The 17,008-nt window shown below is 69.7% G+C and carries 13 protein-coding genes; all 13 read left to right on the forward strand.

Translation table 11 applies throughout. The features are described 5' to 3' along the window. Positions 1-189: 189 nt before the first annotated feature. The 13 genes from rplU (at position 190) to OIC96_RS31970 (ending at position 16,961) form a co-directional block, all read left to right on the forward strand. Complete coding sequence (gene rplU, locus OIC96_RS31910; protein WP_007381993.1) at positions 190-510, forward strand: 50S ribosomal protein L21; 321 nt, start codon at positions 190-192, stop codon at positions 508-510. Positions 511-526: 16 nt separating this feature from the next. Then, on the forward strand, positions 527-781 hold the full coding sequence (gene rpmA / locus OIC96_RS31915) for a 50S ribosomal protein L27 (protein WP_028802588.1): 255 nt from the start codon (positions 527-529) through the stop codon (positions 779-781). A 150-nt stretch (positions 782-931) separates the two neighbouring features. Next, the gene (gene obgE / locus OIC96_RS31920; protein WP_330304540.1) at positions 932-2,368 is read left to right on the forward strand and encodes a GTPase ObgE; all 1,437 of its coding nucleotides are present in this window, start codon (positions 932-934) and stop codon (positions 2,366-2,368) included. A 421-nt stretch (positions 2,369-2,789) separates the two neighbouring features. Further along, the gene (locus OIC96_RS31925; RefSeq protein ID WP_330304539.1) at positions 2,790-4,217 is read left to right on the forward strand and encodes an FG-GAP-like repeat-containing protein; all 1,428 of its coding nucleotides are present in this window, start codon (positions 2,790-2,792) and stop codon (positions 4,215-4,217) included. Positions 4,218-4,460: 243 nt separating this feature from the next. Next, complete coding sequence (locus OIC96_RS31930) at positions 4,461-6,011, forward strand: alkaline phosphatase D family protein (protein ID WP_330304538.1); 1,551 nt, start codon at positions 4,461-4,463, stop codon at positions 6,009-6,011. 107 nt (positions 6,012-6,118) lie between these two features. After that, positions 6,119-7,321, forward strand: coding sequence for a hypothetical protein (locus OIC96_RS31935; protein WP_330304537.1), 1,203 nt, complete (start codon positions 6,119-6,121; stop codon positions 7,319-7,321). A 207-nt stretch (positions 7,322-7,528) separates the two neighbouring features. Then, a complete protein-coding gene (locus OIC96_RS31940) occupies positions 7,529-9,028 on the forward strand; it encodes a bifunctional cytidylyltransferase/SDR family oxidoreductase (RefSeq protein ID WP_327428670.1) in 1,500 nt (499 codons plus the stop codon). A gap of 148 nt (positions 9,029-9,176) precedes the next feature. Continuing rightward, positions 9,177-11,273, forward strand: a complete 2,097-nt coding sequence (locus OIC96_RS31945; protein WP_330304536.1) for a hypothetical protein — start codon at positions 9,177-9,179, stop codon at positions 11,271-11,273. A 303-nt stretch (positions 11,274-11,576) separates the two neighbouring features. Then, positions 11,577-12,719 (forward strand): glycosyltransferase family 2 protein, encoded by a 1,143-nt coding sequence (locus OIC96_RS31950; protein ID WP_406502261.1) that lies wholly within the window; start codon positions 11,577-11,579, stop codon positions 12,717-12,719. A gap of 228 nt (positions 12,720-12,947) precedes the next feature. Continuing rightward, entirely contained in the window at positions 12,948-14,054 is a 1,107-nt protein-coding gene (gene proB / locus OIC96_RS31955) for a glutamate 5-kinase (RefSeq protein ID WP_330304534.1), read from the forward strand. Positions 14,055-14,303: 249 nt separating this feature from the next. Then, the gene (locus OIC96_RS31960; protein ID WP_327435018.1) at positions 14,304-14,783 is read left to right on the forward strand and encodes a hypothetical protein; all 480 of its coding nucleotides are present in this window, start codon (positions 14,304-14,306) and stop codon (positions 14,781-14,783) included. Positions 14,784-14,844: 61 nt separating this feature from the next. After that, on the forward strand, positions 14,845-16,131 hold the full coding sequence (locus OIC96_RS31965; RefSeq protein WP_330304533.1) for a glutamate-5-semialdehyde dehydrogenase: 1,287 nt from the start codon (positions 14,845-14,847) through the stop codon (positions 16,129-16,131). Between the two features lie 212 nt (positions 16,132-16,343). Then, entirely contained in the window at positions 16,344-16,961 is a 618-nt protein-coding gene (locus OIC96_RS31970) for an SCO2584 family spore wall biosynthesis protein (protein WP_443058396.1), read from the forward strand. Positions 16,962-17,008: the final 47 nt, after the last annotated feature.

Here is a 17,008-nt window from a genome sequence, read left to right on the forward strand (position 1 = left end):
CTGGTTTGACCCTTTCGGCCGTGGCCCCGTAACCTTGACCGTCGGCGTGTCCTTCGATGCGCCGCGTCCCGTAAACCTTTTTCCTCCCGGTGATGTGCATGCCTCACAGGTCATGCGCTTCGGGAGAGGCCGCTCGCGCAGCGCGTGGCTGGACTGCGGGATTCCGTTCCGAGCGAGAGAGAGATCCGCGTGTACGCCATCGTGCGCAGCGGTGGTCGCCAGCACAAGGTTGCTGTCGGCGACATCGTTGAGGTTGACAAGATTTCCACTGCCAAGGTTGGCGACACGGTCGAGCTCTCGACCCTGCTCGTTGTCGACGGCGACGCCGTGACCAGCGACCCGTGGGTCCTTGCCGGCATCAAGGTCCAGGCCGAGGTCGTGGACCACCACAAGGGCGTCAAGATCGACATCCTTCGCTACAAGAACAAGACCGGCTACCGCCGTCGTCAGGGCCACCGCCAGCAGTACACGGCGATCAAGGTCACTGAGATCCCCGCGGCTGCGAAGTAAGGGTAGGGACTGAGACATGGCACACAAGAAGGGCGCATCGTCCACTCGGAACGGTCGCGACTCCAATGCTCAGCGGCTCGGCGTGAAGCGCTTCGGCGGTCAGGTCGTCAACGCCGGTGAGATCCTGGTCCGCCAGCGCGGCACCCACTTCCACCCGGGCAACGGCGTCGGCCGTGGCAAGGACGACACGCTGTTCGCCCTTGACGCCGGTGCGGTGGAGTTCGGTACTCACCGTGGCCGCAAGGTCGTGAACATCGTTCCGGTCGCCTGATCCAGTCCCTTCAGGACTCAGGCTCCGTAGAACAGAGTTCTTCGCGAGGCGGACCTCACTTCCCGAGAGGGAAGGCGGGTCCGCCTTTCGCGTGTTGTTAATAGATACAGCGCGCACAAGACATTCCGTAAGTAACTGGAGGCACATCCAATGACCACCTTCGTGGACCGCGTCGAGCTGCATGTCGCCGCGGGTAGCGGAGGCCACGGCTGTGCCTCCGTTCACCGGGAGAAGTTCAAGCCGCTCGGCGGCCCGGACGGCGGCAACGGCGGCCGTGGCGGTGACGTACTACTGGTCGTCGACCAGTCCATCACCACGCTGCTCGACTACCACCACAAGCCGCACCGCAGCGCCACCAACGGCAAGCCCGGCGAGGGCGGCAACCGCTCCGGCAAGGACGGCCAGGACCTGATCCTGCCGGTCCCGGACGGCACGGTCGTGCTCGACAAGGCCGGCAACGTGCTCGCGGACCTCGTCGGCCACGGCACGTCGTACGTCGCCGCGGACGGCGGCCGTGGCGGCCTCGGCAACGCGGCGCTGGCCTCGGCCCGCCGCAAGGCGCCCGGCTTCGCGCTGCTCGGCGTGCCCGGCGGCCTCCAGGACATCGTCCTGGAGCTCAAGACGGTCGCGGACGTCGCCCTGGTGGGCTACCCGAGCGCCGGCAAGTCCTCGCTCATCTCCGTCCTGTCGGCCGCCAAGCCCAAGATCGCGGACTACCCGTTCACGACGCTGGTGCCGAACCTGGGTGTGGTGACCGCCGGCGAGACGGTCTACACGATCGCGGACGTGCCCGGTCTGATCCCCGGCGCGAGCCAGGGCAAGGGCCTCGGCCTTGAATTCCTCCGCCACGTCGAGCGGTGCAGCGTGCTCGTGCATGTCCTGGACACGGCGACCCTGGAGTCCGAGCGTGACCCGGTCACCGACCTCGACATCATCGAGGAAGAGCTGAAGCAGTACGGCGGCCTCGGCAACCGCCCGCGCATCGTCGTCCTCAACAAGATCGACGTGCCGGACGGCAAGGACCTGGCCGAGATGGTGCGCCCGGATCTGGAGGCGCGTGGCTACCGCGTCTTCGAGGTGTCCGCGGTCGCGCACATGGGCCTCAAGGAGCTGTCCTTCGCGCTCGCCGAGATGGTCGGGCAGGCGCGTGCCGCCAAGCCCAAGGAGGAGGCGACCCGCATCGTCATCCGCCCGAAGGCGGTCGACGACGCCGGCTTCACCGTGGTCCAGGAGGAGGACGGCCTCTTCCGCGTGCGCGGCGAGAAGCCCGAGCGCTGGGTCCGCCAGACCGACTTCAACAACGACGAGGCCGTCGGCTATCTCGCCGACCGCCTCAACCGTCTCGGCGTCGAGGCGGAGCTGATGAAGGCGGGCGCCCGCTCGGGCGACGGCGTCGCCATCGGTCCCGAGGAGAACGCGGTCGTGTTCGACTGGGAGCCGACCGTCATGGCCGGTGCGGAGATGCTCGGCCGGCGTGGCGAGGACCACCGCCTGGAGGCTCCGCGTCCTGCCGCGCAGCGGCGCCGCGACAAGGAGGCCGAGCGGGACGAGGCGGAGAAGGAGTACAACGACTTCAAGCCGTTCTAGGCTGCGACGGCTCTGGGGCGGTGAGGGGTTTTCGCCCCCGCCGCCCCTACCCGTCCCATCCGTTCCTGGGGGCTGCGCCCCCAGACCCCCAAAAGATTGCGCAGTTCCCCGCGCCCCTAAAAAACGGTGGGGGCTGGCGTGGGATCGCGGGGCGCAGCCCCGCGCCTTAGGGGCGCGGGGCTGTGACATTTGCGGCTCCGCCGCGGGGCGCGACCAGCCCCCACCCACCCGCAGCCGACGAACCCACCCACGGGGTCTGGGGCGGAGCCCCAGGAACGGGATGGGACGGGTAGGGGCGGCGGGGGCGAAGAAAGTCGTGGCATGGGCAGGGCAACCAAGGGGCTGGGCCGGGAGTCGTAGTGGGCGCGGATGAGGATCTTCCTTTCCGCGTCCAACTGCCATCCAGACGCCCGGAGTCGACGTGTCCGAGTCCGCCCTGCCGAGAACGCGAAGAGTGGTCGTCGTCGCGATCGCCCTGCTCGCCGCCAGCACCACGGCCCTGCCGATCGCCCATGCGAGGCCCGTCGCGACGAGTGCGCGGCAGGACTTCAACGGGGACGGGTACGAGGACCTGGCCGTCGCCGCCCCGTACGCGACGGTCGCCGGCAAGGCGAAGGCCGGCTACGTGGCCGTGCTGTACGGGTCCGCGAGTGGGCTCGGTACCAGCGCCAAGAAGGTGTACACGCAAGCGTCCCCCGGCATCCCCGGCACGGCGGAGAAGGACGACCTCTTCGGCGACCGGCTCGCCACGGCCGACCTGGACGGCGACGGGTTCACCGACCTCATGGTCGAGTCCGGGGGCGAGCGCTGGCAGCAGGGCGGTATCGACCGGAAGGGCAGCAGGACCGTGCTGTGGGGCGGCCGGGACGGCTTCACCTCGGGGAAGGTACTGCCCGCCGAGGGCAACAGCCCGTACCAGAGCGGTCTGAACGTCACCGGCGACTTCAACGGCGACGGACACCAGGACCTGGCCGACGCCGGTCTCGTGCGGTTCGGGCCCTTCGGCCGCGACGGCGTCCCCGCCGCCACCCAGACCGTGGACATGGTCGACCCCGGCGACTTGCAGCTGAACGACCTGGCGGCCGGCGACACGGACGGCGACGGCATCACCGACCTCGTCCTGAACGCCGGCGCGTACGACCCGGACGACGAGGGCGACCGCGGCGAAACCCTGTACCAGATGCGCGGCAGCGGCGACGGACTGCGGCCGCCCGCCAAACTGACGGACGCGCAGGGGCAGCCGATCCGCGCGGGGTTGTCCCTGGCGCTCGGCGACGTCAACGGCGACCACCGTGCGGACATCGTCCGCGGCGGCGACGCGCTCGGCATCATCTACGGCACCGAGAACGGCCCGGCCACCGCCACTCCCCAGGTGATCTCCCAGGACACCCCCGGGGTGCCGGGCGCCGACGAGACGGGCGACGCCTTCGGCTCGTCGGTCTCGGTCGGGGACGTCAACGGCGACGGGTACGCGGACATCCTGGCGGGCGACCCGTACGAGACCTTCGGCGGGCTGACGTGGGCGGGCACCTTCGCCGTCGTACCCGGCGGACCGAACGGACCGACCGGCGCCGGCACCAAGGTGTTCAGCCAGAACAGCGCCGATGTGCCCGGCACCGCCGAGAAGGGTGACTGGTTCGGCGCGAACACCCACCTCGTCGACGGCAACGGCGACGGCAGGGCGGAGCCGGTCGTCGCGGCATCGGGGGAGGACGCCGGCGCCGGCGCCGTCTGGGTGTTCCGCTCCACCTCCGCCGGAGCCACGGCCAAGGGCTCCTTCGCCTTCGGCGCCCGCGTCCTCGGTACGGTCGCGAGCGGCGCCGACCTCGGTGACACGTTCCCGAACTGAGCGCCCGCTTCGGCCGGTCCGTCGGCGACTGATCTCGGCCGCCCCCACCCCGTGGTTGCTGCTGACGATCCGTCAATTCCGTCTCGATGCCGGAGAGTTCGGAGAAATGCCCCGGTGTCGCGGCGGGTCGTTCGCTGCTCGCGCAGTTGTCATGCCTACGATGCGTTCTGTTCAACAAGCGGGCTGCTGCGCCGTGTGAGCTTCCCGGTGTCCAAGGGGCCACCGACGCAAGGGAGTTCGCTGATGCCCGGAGCAGTCTCACGCGATCGACGCCACTTTCTCACCGCATCCGCCGCCGTGCTCGGCGCCGCCGCCTCAGCCCAGCTGTGGCTGCCCGGCGTCGCGCGCGCGGCCGAAACACCGCTGCCCGACGGGGTGTTCACGCTCGGTATCGCCTCCGGCGATCCGCTGCCCGACGCCGTCGTGCTGTGGACCAGACTCGCCCCCGATCCGCTGAACGGCGGCGGCATGCCCGACCGCGCCGTGTCGGTGGAGTGGGAGATCGCCGAGGACAGCCGCTTCAAGAAGCCGGCACGCCGCGGCACCGCCCAGGCACTGCCCGAGTACGGGCACAGCGTGCACGTGGATGTCCGCGGGCTGCGCCCCGACCGTGCCTACTGGTACCGCTTCCACGCCGAGGGACAGCTGTCGCCGACCGGCCGCACCCGTACCGCACCGCATCCGCACAGCTCGGGCGGCTCGCTGCGGGTCGCCCTCGCCTCCTGCCAGAACTGGCAGAACGGCTACTTCACGCCGTACGCCGACATGCTCGACCAGGATCCCGACGTCGTCCTCTTCGTCGGCGACTACATCTACGAGTCCAAGCCCTCGGCCACCGCCGTACGCCGTCACGAGGGCAGCGACGAGCCGTACACCCTCGTCCAGTACCGCAACCGCTACGCGCAGTACCGCACCGATCCGCACCTCGCCGCGATGCACGCGAACGCCCCCTGGGTGGTCACCTTCGACGACCACGAGGTCGACAACGACTTCGCCGGGGAGATCCCGCAGGACCCCGACAAGCAGTCGCACGACGCCTTCGTAGCCCGGCTGACCGCCGCCTACCAGGCGTACTACGAGCACATGCCGGTGCGGGCCACCGCGATCCCGGACGGGCCGCACATCCAGATGTACCGGCGGCTCGACTTCGGGCGCCTGGCCCGCCTCAACGTGCTGGACACCCGGCAGTTCCGCAGCAACCAGGCGACCAGCCAGGAAGGCGCCGAGGATCCCTCGCTCACGATGCTCGGCGCCGAGCAGAAGGAGTGGCTCCTTGACGGCCTGCACCACTCGCCGACGCGCTGGAACCTGATCGCCTCGCAGATCATGATGGCCGAGACCGACCTCCAGGTCGGCGAGGGCAAGCTCTGGTACTACGACGCCTGGGACGGCTACCAGGCCGAACGCAACGCCCTCATGGAGGAGTTCGCGAGCATCCGCAACCCGGTCGTCATGACCGGCGACCGGCACCTCACGATGATCAGCGACCTCAAGGAGGACTTCGCCGACCCGGACTCCGACGTCGTCGGCGCCGAGTTCGTCGGCACCTCCATCTCCAGCGGCGGCGACCAGGACCAGACGGCCTTCCACGCCGAGTGGGACCCGCGCATGGCGGACAACCCGCACTGGAAGTTCATCGACGCCCACCGCGGCTACCACCTCTTCGACATCGACCGCGGCGGCATCGACGCCCAGGTGCGTGTCCCGGAGACGGTGCTCCAGCCGGACGCCGCCTCCAGCACACTGGCCCGGCTGCGGGTCGAGGCGGGGGAGCCGGGCGTGAACCTGGCCTGAGCCCGACCCCGGCCTGAGTGCCTGACTGAGCACGTGCCCTGGGACTCACAGGAGTCCCAGGGCATTCTCAGCTTGCACTCAGGAATGGTCCTTAACGTCCTCTTACCATGGAGACCGACTGTTCGACACGACACGCGACAGCCGCTGAGACGGCTGCCCCCGCGCCGCTGCCCTCCGGTACCCGGCTGCTGCACATAGGCCCGCACAAGACCGGGACCACCTCGATCCAGGGCGCGCTGTTCGCCGCGAAAGAGGCGATGGCCGAGCACGGTGTCGCCTTCCCCGCGCACAGCAGGCATCCCATGGAGGCCGCCCTCGCGGTCTGCGCCCGGCCGGGCATGATGGGTGACACCCGGCCCACCGAGGGCCACTGGCAGCGCCTGCTGGACGCGGTGCACGCCGGCAAGAAGCAGACCTCGGTGATCAGCAGCGAATTCTTCGCGGACGCGCCCGACGACGAGACCATCGCCCGGGTCGTCGACGACCTGGGCCGGGACCGCGTGCACATCCTGGTCACGCTGCGCCCGCTGGCGAAGATCATGCCCTCGCAGTGGCAGCAGTACGTGCAGAACGGTCTGCGCATGGGGTACGAGGACTGGCTCGACCACATGCTGCGCAAGGCCCCGTACGAGAAGCCGAACCCGAGCTTCTGGCGCCGCCACCGGCACGACCGGCTCGTCGAGCGCTGGACGCGGGTCGTCGGCGCCGAGAACGTCACCGTCGTCGTGGTCGACGACCGGGACCGCGGCGGCCTGATGCGCACCTTCGAATCCCTCCTCGGACTGCCGGACGGTCTTCTCACCGAGGTGCCGGACACGGCGAACCGCTCCCTCACGCTCGCCGAGACCGAAATGCTCCGGAAACTCAACATGGAATTCCGCGGCAATGGACTGCCCGACGAGCTGTATTCCAAGCTGGTGCGCAATGGCGCGGTCATGCATATGAAGAACAGCTGCCGCCCCACGGCGGAGGACCCTCGGATCACCACCCCGACCTGGGCCCTGGAAGCGGCGGCCGGAATCGGCGGGGAGATGGCCGAGCGGATCGGCACCATGGGCGTACGGATCCTCGGTGACCCGGCGCTGCTGTCCGCCGTACCGTCGCCCGGGCAGGAAGATCCCGAGCCGGAGACCGCGCGGATCGACCCCGAGGTGGCCGCCCAGGCGCTGTACGGAGCGCTCGTCGTGGCGGCCGAGGCACCCCCGGCTCCCCCGGAGCGCCCTGCCGTGCGTACGGTTCACCAGACCTCGTCGAAGGAACTCGTCAGGGTTCTCGGTCACCGGGTGCTGAAGCGCCTCAAGGGGAGCTGAGGAGAACTGGGGAGAAACCGCACAAGAAACGTGTGCAGTTACTCACAGCAAACCCGGACAATCCGGTCCGGGTTCCCGGAAGTCGCCTGCATGCAAGGTGAATAACCGGTTGCGCGCACATATGCAGCAGTGGGCGCTCACCTTGCATGGCAGTAACCGTAAGTGGGACCATTCCCAGGTTCCCTGTCGCCCCAAGGTAGGTCACCTGTGTCTGAGCACTTTGCCAAGCCCCGTACCACCGCAGTGATCCTGGCCGGCGGCACCGGTCAGCGCGTGGGTCTGTCGATTCCGAAGCAGCTGCTGAAGATCGCCGGCAAGGCGGTCATCGAGCACACGCTGACCACCTTCGAGCAGGCCGACTCGATCGACGACATCATCGTGCTGATGGCCCCGGGCTATGTCCCGGACGTCGAGAAGATCGTCGCGAAGGCGGGCTTCACCAAGGTGACCCGGATCATCGAGGGCGGCTCGACGCGGAACGAGACCACCGAGCGCGCGATCTCCGCCCTCGGCGAGGGCCTGGCCGAGGGCGAGGACCGCAACGTCCTGTTCCACGACGCCGTGCGCCCGCTGCTGTCTGAGCGCGTCATAAACGACTGCGTGACCGCGCTGGAGCGCTTCCAGGCCGTCGACGTCGCCATCCCGTCCGCGGACACGATCATCGTGACCCGCACGCACGGCGACGACGGCGAGTTCATCACCGAGATCCCGGACCGCTCCCGGCTGCGCCGCGGCCAGACGCCCCAGGCGTTCAAGCTGTCCACGATCCGCCGCGCGTACGAGGTCGCCGCGAACGACCCGAACTTCCAGGCCACCGACGACTGCTCGGTCGTGCTCAAGTACCTGCCGGACGTGCCGATCCACGTCGTCGCGGGCGACGAGTACAACATGAAGGTCACGCAGCCCGTCGACGTCTTCATCGCCGACAAGCTCTTCCAGCTCGCCTCCACCGCCGCGCCCGAGCAGGCCGACGAAGAGGCCTACCGCCTGCTGCTCACCGGCAAGACCGTGGTGGTCTTCGGCGGTTCGTACGGCATCGGTAAGGACATAGCCGAGCTCGCCGAGGGCTACGGCGCGAAGACCTACGCGCTGGGCCGCTCGACCACCGGTACGCACGTCGAGAACCCGGAGGAGGTCGACGACGCGCTGTCCACGGCGTACGCCGAGACCGGGCGCATCGACTACGTCATCAACACCGCGGGCGTGCTGCGCATCGGCAAGCTCGCCGAGACGGACAACGCGACCATCGAGGAAGCGCTGAAGGTCAACTACCTGGCGCCGGTGCAGATCGCCCGCTCCTCGTACAAGTACCTGGCCGAGACCAAGGGCCAGCTGCTGCTCTACACCTCCAGCAGCTACACCCGCGGCCGCGCCGAGTACAGCCTCTACTCCTCGACCAAGGCCGCCATGGTGAACCTCACCCAGGCGCTGTCCGACGAGTGGGCCGGCGACGGCATCCGCGTCAACTGCATCAACCCCGAGCGCACCGCGACCCCGATGCGGACCAAGGCGTTCGGCCAGGAGCCCACGGGTTCGCTGCTGTCCTCCGAGGCCGTGGCGCGCACCTCGCTCGACGTTCTCGTCTCCGAGCTGACCGGTCACGTCATCGACGTCCGTCAGCAGGACCCGACGGCCGGCGCCGGTCAGGCTTCCGGTTTCGAGGCGGCCCTGGCCAGCGTTCTGGACCGCCAGGACGGCGTGGCATAATTAAAAACGAATAATCGTCTGGAATTCAGGCCTCTGTGCGTGCGCGTTTACCGCGCATTCGCAGAGGCCTGAATCCGTAAAGTGCACTTTTCGTAAAGTGTACTTTTAGTACCAAACCGGCACTCACCCCTCAAGAGCAGGTTTCTCCGTGATTTCCACCGCTATTCGCGTTGCCCGGGTGGGCAGCGCGGCCGAGCTGGCAGCGGCGGCCCTCATGATCCTGGGCTTCCCCTGCCTGATGCTGGCCGCGCTCCTGCCGAGCGTCGCTGCCTTCGCGGCCGCGGCCGCCGTGACGTACCTGGCGGACCACTATCTGCACCGGCGCGGCAGCTATCTGATCAATCGCCTCAGCAAGGTGCGGGCCGGTCTGTCCATCAGGTTCCTGATCCGGCAGCTGCTCCTTGTGCTGCTGCTGGCACGGCTGGACCTGTCCGACAGCATGGTCTTCTACGCGGCCATCGCGTGCTTCCTGGCCTTCTACGGCTTCCAGGCCCCGCACGGCGCGCTGATCACGCTGATACGGATGCGCCGCAAGATGCCCGTCGCCATGCGCAACGTGGACCTGGGCTCGCGCATCCGCATCCCGGACGCGCCGCCGCGCCGCCTGCTCGCCCGGTCCGCCGAGAAGATGCTCCACCTCGACCTGGTCGCGGTCCTGGGCGTCCTCGTCTCCGGGGCGACCGACAACGACCTCTACGGCTTCGTGGGCATCGGCATCACGATCGTGCTGGCCTTCGGCTACGTCGCCGCGCTGGTCCCCTTCGTGCGCGGCCGGAAGACCCCGCCGAACGCGGAGACGGTGCTGGCCGCGGTCGATGAGTGGCTGCAGGACTACCGCCCGGAGACGGTGCTCTACTTCTCCGGCTCCAAGGACTCCGCGTACCAGGTCAACATGTGGCTGGAGACGATGGAGCAGCTGGACACCAAGCCGCTGATCATCCTCCGCGAGCGGGCCATCCTGGAGCGCATGGCGCCCACCACTGTGCCGGTCATCTGCGTGCCCGGAGGGGTGCACCTGATGAACATGGACCTGTCCACGGTCCGGGTCGCGCTCTACGCGGCGAACGTCGGCAAGAACATCCACATGCTGCGCGTGCCGACCATCAAGCACGTCTTCATAGGCCACGGCGACAGCGACAAGCTCGCCAGCGTCAACCCGTTCAGCAAGGTGTACGACGAGGTGTGGACCGCGGGCCGCGCGGGCCGCGACCGCTACGCCATCGCCGACGTCGGTGTCCGCGACGACGACATCGTGGAGGTGGGCCGCCCGCAGCTGGCCCCGATCCAGCCGTGGCGCGGGGTGCCCGAGGGCCGTATCCCCACCGTTCTGTACGCCCCCACCTGGGAGGGCTGGGACGACAACCCCGGCAACACGTCGATCCTGCTCGCGGGCGAGAACATCGTGCAGCGGCTGCTCGCCGCCGATCAGCCGGTCCGCGTCCTCTACAAGCCGCACCCCTTCACGGGCACCCGCAGCGCCGAGGCCAAGGCCGCGCACCAGCGGATCACCGCCCTGGTCGAGAAGGCCGCCGCCGAGCGCGTCGCCGACCCGCGGTTCGCCGCCGACGCCGCGGCGCAGAGCACGGCCAAGGCCGAACTGGCCCGCATCGAGGCCCGTATCGCGGTGCTGTCCGGTTCCGCCGAGGCGGGCGACGAGGCCGAGGCCACCCGCGACGGCATGGTCGACACGGCCAAGCACGCCGAGGTCGCCCGGCTGCGCGGCGAGTGGAACGACGCGTACTGGCTCTCCTTCGGCGCCTGGGAGCACCGGGTCATCACGGGCGCCGAGCCGCGCCTGTACGACTGCTTCAACGTCTCCGACGCGATGGTCTCCGACATCTCCAGCGTGGTCTCCGACTTCATCGCGAGCGGTAAGCCGTACGCGGTCACGGACTCCGCCGAGCTGGGCGTCGAGGAGTTCAAGCGGCAGAACACCGCGGTGCGCGCCGCGGTCATCCTGTCCAACTCGGCCGCCGAACTGGGCGAGTTGCTCGCCTCGGTGGCCGACCCGGCCGGCGACGCGCAGGCCGCCGACCGTCAGGAGCTGAAGCGGTATCTGCTCGGCCCCGACGAGCCGGCGTCCATCGACCAGTTCAACTCCGCGGTGCGGGAGCTGGCGCAGAAGGCCGAGCGGCGCAACCTCGGCCAGGAAGCGGCCACTTCGGCCGCCGCCGGGGAACTGGCGGACGCGCTGCCCGGCCAGCGGGGGACCGGCGAGACGGACGGCGCGACGGTCACCGGCTGACCCGACTGATCCGGGCAAGGGGCCCGGCTCCGAGGAACGTTCCTCGGAGCCGGGCCCCTTTCTCGCGTGTCCTCTTACGCGTTCTCTTACGTTCTTCTGTGAGCCTTGGCTGTGAGGAGCCCCCCGAATTCCTGTGACCTGGCTCACGAAATGAGTGGCTCCGGGCAACCAGTCCGTACTTCCAACCGTCTACTAGGTAGTGATTGCGGTGATTAAGGGGAAATGTTCTGTTAACACTTCCCGCAACAAGGGGGAAACGTGACGCAGCCTGATGTGACCGTCGTCATCGGGGCGTACGAAGCGATGCCGTACCTGGTCAAGTGCCTTGAGTCGGTGGAGAGTCAGACGCTCGACCCCGCACGGATCGAAGTGATCGCCGTGGACGACGGGTCGACGGACGGCACGGGGGAGTACCTGGAGAAGTTCGCCGAGCGGGCGGCCATGTCGGTCACGGTGCTCAGCCAGCCCAACTCCGGTGGCCCCAGCGGCCCGCGCAACGTCGGCCTCGGCAAGGCGCGCGGACGCTACGTCTTCTTCCTCGACGCCGACGACTACTTCGGACCCGAGGCCCTGGAACGCATGGTCGCGATGGCCGACGAGCAGGGCACGGACGTGGTGCTCGGCAAGGTCGTCGGGGTCAACAGGAGCGCCCCGAAGTCGATGTGGGGCAAGAACCTGCCCCGTACCGACGTCTTCTCCTCGAACATCAAGTTCACGCTCAGCGCGCAGAAGCTCTTCCGCCGCGAGCTGCTCACCAGGCACGGCATGCACTTCGACGAGTCGCTGAAGACCGGCGAGGACGCCCTGTTCACGATGGAGGCCTACCTCCGCGCCAAGGGTGTCTCCGTGATCGCCGACTACGACTGCTACTTCCTGGTCGGGCGCGACGACGGCAAGCACGCGACCAAGAGCGGCAGTTACGCCCTGCGCTTCGACTCGGCCCGCGCCCTGATGGGCCTGATCGCCGAGCACGTGCCCGCGGGGCCGCGCCGCGACGCCCTGATGATCCGTCCCTTACTCATCACCCTGCTTCCGCAGTTCGGCCCCGGCTTCCTCAAGCAGAGCGAGAAGACCCGGCGCCACAAACTCGACCTGGCCAAGCCGCTGTTGGACGCCTACTGGCACGAGGGCGTCGCCGGGCGCCTCAAGGTCCACGAGCGCCTGCGCCTCCACCTCGTGGCCCAGGGCCGGGGCGATCTCCTCGTCGACGTACTGGAGTTCATCAAGGCGAAGAAGGACCCCGAGGTCCTCCTGGAGTCCCGCGGCCGCAAGGCCTACCTCGCCTACCCCCACTTCCGCGACCCGGCCGCGGGCGTCCCGGACAGCTGCTACGTCCCGACCGGCCGCGAAACGGCCACCATCGAAGGCTTCAGGCCCCGCACCACACTCATCCCGCGACTGCGGCGGGTGGCCCGGCGGGTGCTGAAGCCGCTGCGCGCGGCCTGACGCCCAAAGCCCCGACGTGCCCCGACGTCCGAAGCCCCGACGTCCGAAGTCCCGGCGTGTGCGGCCCGTGAGCGGGTGACTACGCGGCGGCGTCCGCCTGCTGGACCGACGGGCCATCACCCTTCCCCTTCGCGTAGATTGCCGGACGGGGCACCCGGACCTACGCGAGGGGACACACAGCAGGTGGCAGGGGCAAGGCAGACCGTGACGCACGCCCACAGGATTGCCGTGGCGCAGGCCCATCGGATCGTCGTCAAGGTGGGTTCCTCTTCGCTGACCACCGCTTCGGGCGGCCTCGACGCGGACCGGGTCGACGCCCTCGTCGACGTCCTCGCCAAGGCCCGCAGCGGCGGCGAGAGGGAGATCGTCCTCGTCTCGTCCGGCGCCATCGCCGCCGGCCTCGCACCGCTGGGGCTGCGCCGCCGCCCCAAGGACCTCGCCCGGCAGCAGGCCGCCGCCAGCGTCGGCCAGGGCCTCCTGGTCGCCCGCTACACCGCCTCCTGCGCCCGCTACGGCATCCGCGTCGGACAGGTGCTCCTCACCTCCGACGACACCAGCCGCCGCGCCCACCACCGCAACGCCTCCCGCACCCTCGACAAGCTCCTCGCGATGGGCGCCCTGCCCGTCGTCAACGAGAACGACACCGTCGCCACGGACGAGATCCGCTTCGGCGACAACGACCGCCTCGCCGCGCTCGTCGCCCATCTCGTACGGGCCGATCTGCTCGTCCTGCTCTCCGACGTGGACGGCGTGTACGACGGCGACCCCAGCAAGCCCGGTACGTCGCGGATAGCGGAAGTACGCGGCCCCGAGGACCTCGCGCACGTCGAGATCGGTAGCGCCGGCAAGGCGGGCGTCGGCACCGGCGGCATGGTGACCAAGGTCGAGGCGGCCCGGATCGCCGCGGCCGCGGGCATCCCGGTGGTGCTGACCAGCGCGATCCACGCCGCCGACGCCTTCGCGGGCGGGGACACCGGCACGTACTTCCACCCCACGGGCAAGCGGTCCGCCGACCGGCTGCTGTGGCTTCAGCACGCCTCCACCCCGCAGGGCGCGCTCACCCTGGACGACGGGGCCGTGCGCGCGGTCGTCGAACGGCGCACCTCGCTGCTGCCGGCCGGCATCGCGGCCGTCGAGGGCGACTTCACCGCGGGCGACCCGGTCGAGCTGCGCGACAGCACGGGCCGGGCGGTGGCACGCGGGCTGGTGAACTTCGACGCCAAGGAGATTCCGCAGCTCATCGGCCGTTCGACCAGGGAACTGGCGCGCGAACTGGGCCCCGCGTACGAGCGCGAGGTCGTGCACAGGGACGACCTCGTGCTCCTGGAGCCGTAGGACATGCCACGGCGACCGTAGGACGTCCGGTCGCTCATCCGTCAGACAACCGTTCTGCGGCACCCCGCGGCATCCATAAAACAGCTGTCCACTACACCCGTAAACGGCCGATTCCCCCGCCTCCACTGGGGGACGTTCCGTAAAACCGCCACGCGACGGCTCCCCACCTGCTCAACTTTGTGGCAGGGAGACCCCGGTATTCGGTACGACTATTACGACCATTGCGTAAAGGAGGCCGTCGTGAGACGAGTGCGCCCTGGGGCGGCGGCGTCCCGCGGTGGTGCCGCCTCCCGTACGGGTGGTGTCGCCTCCCGTGCGGCGGGTGAGGAGCGGGCCCTGACGAGCGTCGCGGCCGGTGACAGGTACGAGGGCGAGGAGCCGGCGGACCAGCCCCGGCTGTGGCACGTCACGCTGAGTGTCTCGGGCGGTGAGGCCCCGCTGAAGGAAGTCAGGCGCGGTCTTGAACAGCTGGCCCACGACCACCCCTTTCTGCTGACCAGCCGGTACGCCAACGACCACGCGGAGATCCGCTACTGGGAAGAGGCCCGCGACCTGCACGACGCGGCCGCCGTCGCGCTGCGGCTGTGGGGCGAGCACCGCCAGACCGCCAAGCTCCCGCCCTGGGAGATCGTCGGCCTGGAGGTCATCGACCGCGAGACCTACCACCAGCGGATCGCGGAGGGGTATGGGCCACTTCCGGCCACCCCTGTCGGAGTTCACCCCTTTTGATGGTGTCTCGGGGTGTGGGACAGCGGCTGAACGGACCCGTTCGGAGCACTACCCTTCCCTCATGACCACGCTCTCGCCGTACGACTCGATGTCCCCGGTCACCCAGGCCGCCTACCGCGCGAAGGCCGCCGCCGCCGACCTGGCGCCCCTCCCGCGGGCCGAGAAGGACGACGCGCTGCTCGCCATCGCGGACGCGCTGGAGGTCCGTACGAGCGAGATCGTCGCCGCCAACGCCAAGGACATCGCCAAGGCACGCGAGGCCGGCACCAGCGAGACCGTCATCGACCGGCTCACGCTCACGCCCGAGCGCGTGCGCGCGATCGCCTCGGACGTGCGCGACGTCGTGGCGCTGCCCGACCCGGTCGGCGAGGTCGTCCGCGGCTCGACCCTCCCCAACGGCATCGACCTGCGCCAGGTCCGCGTCCCGCTCGGCGTCGTCGGCATCATCTACGAGGCCCGCCCGAACGTGACGGTCGACGCCGCCGCCCTGTGCCTGAAGTCCGGGAACGCGGTCCTGCTGCGCGGCTCGTCGTCCGCCTACGAGTCGAACACGGCCCTCGTACGGGTCCTGCGCGATGCCGTGGGCGGCGCCGGGCTGCCCGCCGACGCCGTCCAGCTCGTGCCCGGCGAGGGCCGCGAGTCCGTGCGCGAGCTGATGCGCGCCCGCGGCCTCGTCGATGTCCTCATCCCGCGCGGCGGCGCCTCGCTGATCCGCACGGTCGTCCAGGAGTCCACCGTCCCGGTCATCGAGACCGGTACCGGCAACTGCCATGTGTACGTCGACGCGAACGCCGACCTCGACATGGCGATCGACATCCTGATCAACTCGAAGGCCCAGCGGCCCAGCGTCTGCAACTCCGCCGAGACGCTCCTGGTGCACCAGGACATCGCCCCGCAGTTCCTGCCGCGCGCCCTGGACGCCCTCGCGGACGCCGGGGTCACCGTGCACGCCGACGAGCGCGTCCTGGCCTACGCCAAGGACTCCAAGGCCACCGTCGTCGAGGCGACCCTGGAGGACTGGGAGACCGAGTACCTCTCGTACGACATCGCCGCCGCCGTCGTCGACTCGCTCGACAAGGCCGTCGATCACATCCGGCTGTGGACCTCCGGCCACACCGAGGCCATCGTCACCACCTCGCAGCAGGCGGCCCGCCGCTTCACCCAGCTGGTCGATTCCACGACGGTCGCCGTGAACGCCTCGACGCGCTTCACCGACGGCGGCGAGTTCGGCTTCGGCGCCGAGATCGGCATCTCCACGCAGAAGCTGCACGCGCGGGGGCCGATGGGGCTGCCGGAGCTCACGAGCACCAAGTACATCGTCACGGGGGACGGGCACATCCGGCGCTGACGCGGGAAGCCCGCGGCGCCGGGGCAGGAAGCGGCCGGCGCCGAGGTGTGGAGCGAGTCCGGCGCAGGGGCGTGGAGCGTGGTCCGCGGCGTGCGCCCCGTGGCGCGGGGCCGGTCGTGCGCGGCGCGCGGCCCGGGTGAGGCGCGTCTCGTCAGGTGGATGAATTTCCATACCGTCTGCCCAAAATGACCCCCCAGGTCTACTCTGGATCCGTGCCGGAGGACGTGGGGGGCACGCCGTTCCCTGACGGCTGGGAGCCCGACGACGACCGCGACCGCGGGGGTGCGGACGAAGAGTTCGCCTCCGTGGTCTTCGACGAGGACTTCGTACGGGCGGCGGTGATTCACGAGCCGACCGCCGTGGAGAGACTCCTGGCAGCCGCCCAGGCCCGCGCGGAGGCCTCCGAGGCCGAAGCACGCCGGGCGCACGCCCGGGGCGCACGCGGCGACGACGAGCGCTACGAGGACGGCTTCGGGCCCGATGACCATGGCGATTTCGGCCACGATCCCGATCTGGACGATCTGGACGACACCGAGGTCCTGGGTGGCCGCTATGGCGTGCCGGGTGCGTACGGCAGGGCCTATGGGAAGCAGACCCGCTGGCGCCGCCCCGTCGCCTGGATCCTCGCTCTCGTGATGGGCGTCGGCATGGTCGCCCTGGCCTTCACCGCGGTGTACCGAGGGGCGTCCTCGGGCCGCCAGGACCAGGTTCCGCCCCCGGCCTCCACGGGCCTGGAACAGGGCCAGGACAAGGTCACCGGCAGCACCGGCCCGTCTGCTTCGGCCGACTACTCCCAGCCGGCGGTGTCGGCGGTCCCTCGAACGCCCTGACGACGATCCCTCGAACGAGTGAACGGCAGTCCCTCGAACGGCGGAAC

The organism is Streptomyces sp. NBC_00775 (assembly GCF_036347135.1).
In the GTDB taxonomy this organism is placed as follows: Bacteria; Actinomycetota; Actinomycetes; order Streptomycetales; family Streptomycetaceae; genus Streptomyces; species Streptomyces lutosisoli.

Excerpts from the sequence above, each read along its gene's own strand:
- rpmA (WP_028802588.1), top strand. The coding sequence starts at position 527 with ATGGCACACAAGAAGGGCGCATCGTCCACTCGGAACGGTCGCGACTCC.
- OIC96_RS31950 (WP_406502261.1), top strand. The coding sequence starts at position 11,577 with ATGCCGTACCTGGTCAAGTGCCTTGAGTCGGTGGAGAGTCAGACGCTC.
- OIC96_RS31935 (WP_330304537.1), top strand. The coding sequence starts at position 6,119 with ATGGAGACCGACTGTTCGACACGACACGCGACAGCCGCTGAGACGGCT.
- obgE (WP_330304540.1), top strand. The coding sequence starts at position 932 with ATGACCACCTTCGTGGACCGCGTCGAGCTGCATGTCGCCGCGGGTAGC.
- OIC96_RS31965 (WP_330304533.1), top strand. The coding sequence starts at position 14,845 with ATGACCACGCTCTCGCCGTACGACTCGATGTCCCCGGTCACCCAGGCC.
- OIC96_RS31930 (WP_330304538.1), top strand. The coding sequence starts at position 4,461 with ATGCCCGGAGCAGTCTCACGCGATCGACGCCACTTTCTCACCGCATCC.